This window comes from Aliterella sp. E5.1 (assembly GCF_057473825.1).
The window spans coordinates 1-3,166 of the sequence record NZ_JBYCCV010000210.1; the positions used below are offsets into that span (position 1 = coordinate 1).

Sequence of the window (3,166 nt, forward strand, 5' to 3'; positions counted from 1 at the left end):
ATGCGTCAACGTATTGCTCGATTGGTCAGAAAGACGCTTTCGTTTTCTAAGAAATTAGAGAATCATATTGGTGCTATTTGGCTTTTTATCCACCATTACAATAAATCCTTACATGTTTAGCACTACCCTTAATTTCTAATCAATCTCAACTAGAACCGTAACAGCCGCAACAGCAATCAGCATCTCGTCATTCTTATCATTCAGAGAAGCGATCACCCGACCTTGAACCACCGTACCACCAGACCCAACAATTAAAGACTTGCGACCAAACGGTAGCACTGTCACCACTTCTGCTTCTCGTACTTGCTCTGGGTAAAGCACTGCTAATTGGTTTTTGCAACACAACTGATCATATTCAACTGACGTTGAATTTAGGTAAAATAAGATTATAAACACTTTTTAAATTCTAGTTATTGCCATGTTTCGTTTAACTCAGATTCTTCAAAATTCGCTCATTCGCCTTGGAGGTTGGCTTTATCAGTTCTTTAATTTGATGAAAAACCTCTTTAGCTGGCTCAAACAGCTTTTAATCTTTCTTGGTAAACTGCTTGGGTTTACAGACGAACAAGATTTCCTGGAAACAAATGAAGAACAAAGTTTAAAACCAACTGAAAAAGAGGTAGCTGTGCCTAGTAAAGCAAATCTTTGTTTACAGGGCGCTGACAGCACTACTCGTCGTCGTCCTGATTCTAAGATGAAAGACTTCATAAAGATGGCTCAACAACTAAAAACTTCGAGGTAGGACATCGGGGTCTTCTAGCGCTCGCGGCAGTGGGGTTTTGGATGATAGAAGGGTATGCCACACAAATATGGCTTTAGAAATCTTTACCCAATTATAATGAGCTAGGAGCGACGGTAGATGCCACTTGTTTTAAAACTGCCTTGACTGCTGGCTGTTTGAGAAAAATACATTTAAGGATGAGGCTATGCAACTTCGCTCGATTGAAACTACCCCCAGCCCTCACTGTATCAAACTCAACCTGAATCAAGTGATTAGCGCCAAAGCCATGACCCTCACTCAAGGCGAAACAAAGCTGGATACCCCTGCTTTTGCCCAACAGTTACTTGCCATTGAATCAGTGCAATCGGTCTTCGTATTTCAGGATTTCATCACCCTCACTCGCCAAGGAAATGCAGACTGGCAACCTATTTTAGCGAAAGCGGCAGATATTATTGGGGTAGCGAAGGATGCTGATAAAGCGCTGCTCGCTCAAGTTTCTCCCTCTCAGATCACAGCAACAAGCACTAATTCCACTACCGAGCAGCTTACACACTCAAATTTTGGTCAAGTTGAAGTTGCCGTACAAATGTTTCGCGCAATTTCAATTCAGGTTCGAGCAATTTCTGCGGATGGTAAACAAGCACGGGTGGCATTGCCCGACCGATTTAACCAAGCGCTGCAAAGGACAATTGTGGCAACAGGAGCCAATTATGTAGCCGAGCGTCGTTGGGAACCTTATCAGTCCCCGGCTGGCTCTCCTGATGAGGTGGCAAGGATAGTTGCTGATGAAATTGCCGATCTAATTGATGACGAGGAATTGGCTCGAATCGAAGCTGCCGCAATCTCTAATCATGCTGAAACTAAACAAACTAGCCATACCGATTTGCAGCAATCTCTATTAACGGAGCTACAAAATCCGAACTGGAAACATCGACTTAAATCCCTCCAACAGCTTGAAGTAAACCCTGAAACATTGGATCAGGTTTTAACTTTACTTGATGACGAACAAAGTACAATTCGTCGCTGGGCGGCGGCTCTTTTAGGTGCTAGTGGCATGAAAGACGCAGTTGAACCGCTTTGTCGCATTGCCCTTAGCGATCCCTCCGCTATTGTGCGTCGGACGGCGGGGGATGCTTTAAGCGATTTGGGGGATACTGGGGCGATCCCCACCATGACTAAAGCATTAACAGATCCCTCGAAGCTAGTGAGGTGGAGAGCCGCTCGATTCAGTAATGAATTGGGCGACTTCAGCGCTTTGGATGCTTTACACCAAGCTGTTAAAAGCGAAACCGAATTTGATGTACGGATTGAGATGATGGCAGCGTTGGAAAGGATTGAGGGCGGTGGTAGTACTCAACTACCAATGTGGCAAAGGATTACTCAAGGCATAGTAAACCAATAATTACAACTCTAACTGCTGCTTTATCTGGGAACATTGTTCAAGCATCATGACTTAATCCCTTTTTCATCGAAAAATCTTTTTGTTTCGTTAATACTGATAAACCCACGTCTTTTGGTCTGCTCAATAAAATCATCTACAATCTCATTTCCAGGCGAGACAAGGAAGTATTCAAAAGTGTTTTTTTCCATCTCGTCCAATATAGCAAACGCCTCGTGCAGAACAGCAAATAGCAAGTCCCGTTGATTTTCATCGTCCTTGCTCATGCGCTGATAACGCAATGCAGTATTTGCAAGACGACCAAAGAACTCAAGTTCTGACGTACTGTCGTACAATCCTAAAAAAATGTTCTGAAGTTGGCAGAAAAGCCAACTCAATTCCTTTGCGTCAGCAGTAACAACCTGTCTTAGCTGGGAATAAGAGCTACTGCTTGCTCTGTTGACTTGACGAGAAGTTATCACAACATTAGCGCCTCCCCACTCTTTATAGGTTGGAACTGGCGTTAGTAATAGTCTTTGAAACAAATAGTTAAGTGCTGCTCTCTTTCCCGTAAAATCACTATCCATGTTCAACCCAAGCTGTTATTCCGCAAATGTTTACATGATTGTCACAATTTCTATCATCGGGGTTTCTAGGTTTCTCCCAACCACTTTTGCAAATTGGCAACGGAATTATCAAAAGTTATATCGATGTTTTCTTCTATTCAGATTCCTAGCGCTTTCAACTCCTTAGACGCTTCAGGGCAAACTGCGATTGCGGTATCCCCTCGCGCCTGAAGCTGACGGCAATATTCGTAGCCGATGCCGCGATTTGCCCCTGTAACTAGATAGGTTGCCATAGAACGCGCTACTGCCTGATTGATTCTTTCCTAGAATAGCGCGATGCCAACGGTGGTTTGTTTAAGAACTATCGCATCCGTTATAGAACCCATTTGACATCTCTAAAAGGCGGCAAGTCGCTTAATCATTAACCTGACGAAGCAGAGATTGAGCTTCGTGGTGGCATTGGTCAAGGTGCGCTCAAAGTTCTTAACGAGGATCTTACAT

4 protein-coding genes and 3 pseudogenes are annotated in these 3,166 nt (G+C 43.6%); 3 read left to right on the plus strand and 4 right to left on the minus strand.

What is annotated here, in order from left to right; genetic code table 11:
• Positions 1-120, plus strand: a pseudogene (locus AC2VE5_RS25115) (IS1 family transposase); the annotation flags it as partial.
• A 15-nt stretch (positions 121-135) separates the two neighbouring features.
• Here the strand turns inward: AC2VE5_RS25115 and AC2VE5_RS25120 are convergent.
• A complete protein-coding gene (locus tag AC2VE5_RS25120) occupies positions 136-390 on the minus strand; it encodes a Lin0512 family protein (protein ID WP_486890326.1) in 255 nt (84 codons plus the stop codon).
• A gap of 28 nt (positions 391-418) precedes the next feature.
• Here AC2VE5_RS25120 and AC2VE5_RS25125 point away from each other — a divergent pair, with 28 nt between their 5' ends.
• Together AC2VE5_RS25125 and AC2VE5_RS25130 are read left to right on the plus strand one after the other, a co-directional pair.
• Complete coding sequence (locus AC2VE5_RS25125; RefSeq protein ID WP_486890323.1) at positions 419-742, plus strand: threonine dehydratase; 324 nt, start codon at positions 419-421, stop codon at positions 740-742.
• A 184-nt stretch (positions 743-926) separates the two neighbouring features.
• Positions 927-2,123, plus strand: a complete 1,197-nt coding sequence (locus tag AC2VE5_RS25130; protein ID WP_486890324.1) for a virulence factor — start codon at positions 927-929, stop codon at positions 2,121-2,123.
• Between the two features lie 44 nt (positions 2,124-2,167).
• Here the strand turns inward: AC2VE5_RS25130 and AC2VE5_RS25135 are convergent, their stop codons facing one another.
• From AC2VE5_RS25135 to AC2VE5_RS25145, 3 genes and pseudogenes are all read right to left on the minus strand, one after another.
• Positions 2,168-2,686, minus strand: coding sequence for a hypothetical protein (locus AC2VE5_RS25135; protein WP_486890325.1), 519 nt, complete (start codon positions 2,684-2,686; stop codon positions 2,168-2,170).
• Between the two features lie 68 nt (positions 2,687-2,754).
• Positions 2,755-2,958 (minus strand): annotated as a pseudogene (locus tag AC2VE5_RS25140) (short-chain dehydrogenase); the annotation flags it as partial.
• A gap of 102 nt (positions 2,959-3,060) precedes the next feature.
• A pseudogene (locus AC2VE5_RS25145) lies at positions 3,061-3,166 on the minus strand (transposase); the annotation flags it as partial.

Coding starts and splice junctions, on each gene's coding strand:
- AC2VE5_RS25125 (WP_486890323.1), top strand. CDS start 419: ATGTTTCGTTTAACTCAGATTCTTCAAAATTCGCTCATTCGCCTTGGA.
- AC2VE5_RS25130 (WP_486890324.1), top strand. CDS start 927: ATGCAACTTCGCTCGATTGAAACTACCCCCAGCCCTCACTGTATCAAA.
- AC2VE5_RS25135 (WP_486890325.1), bottom strand. CDS start 2,686: ATGGATAGTGATTTTACGGGAAAGAGAGCAGCACTTAACTATTTGTTT.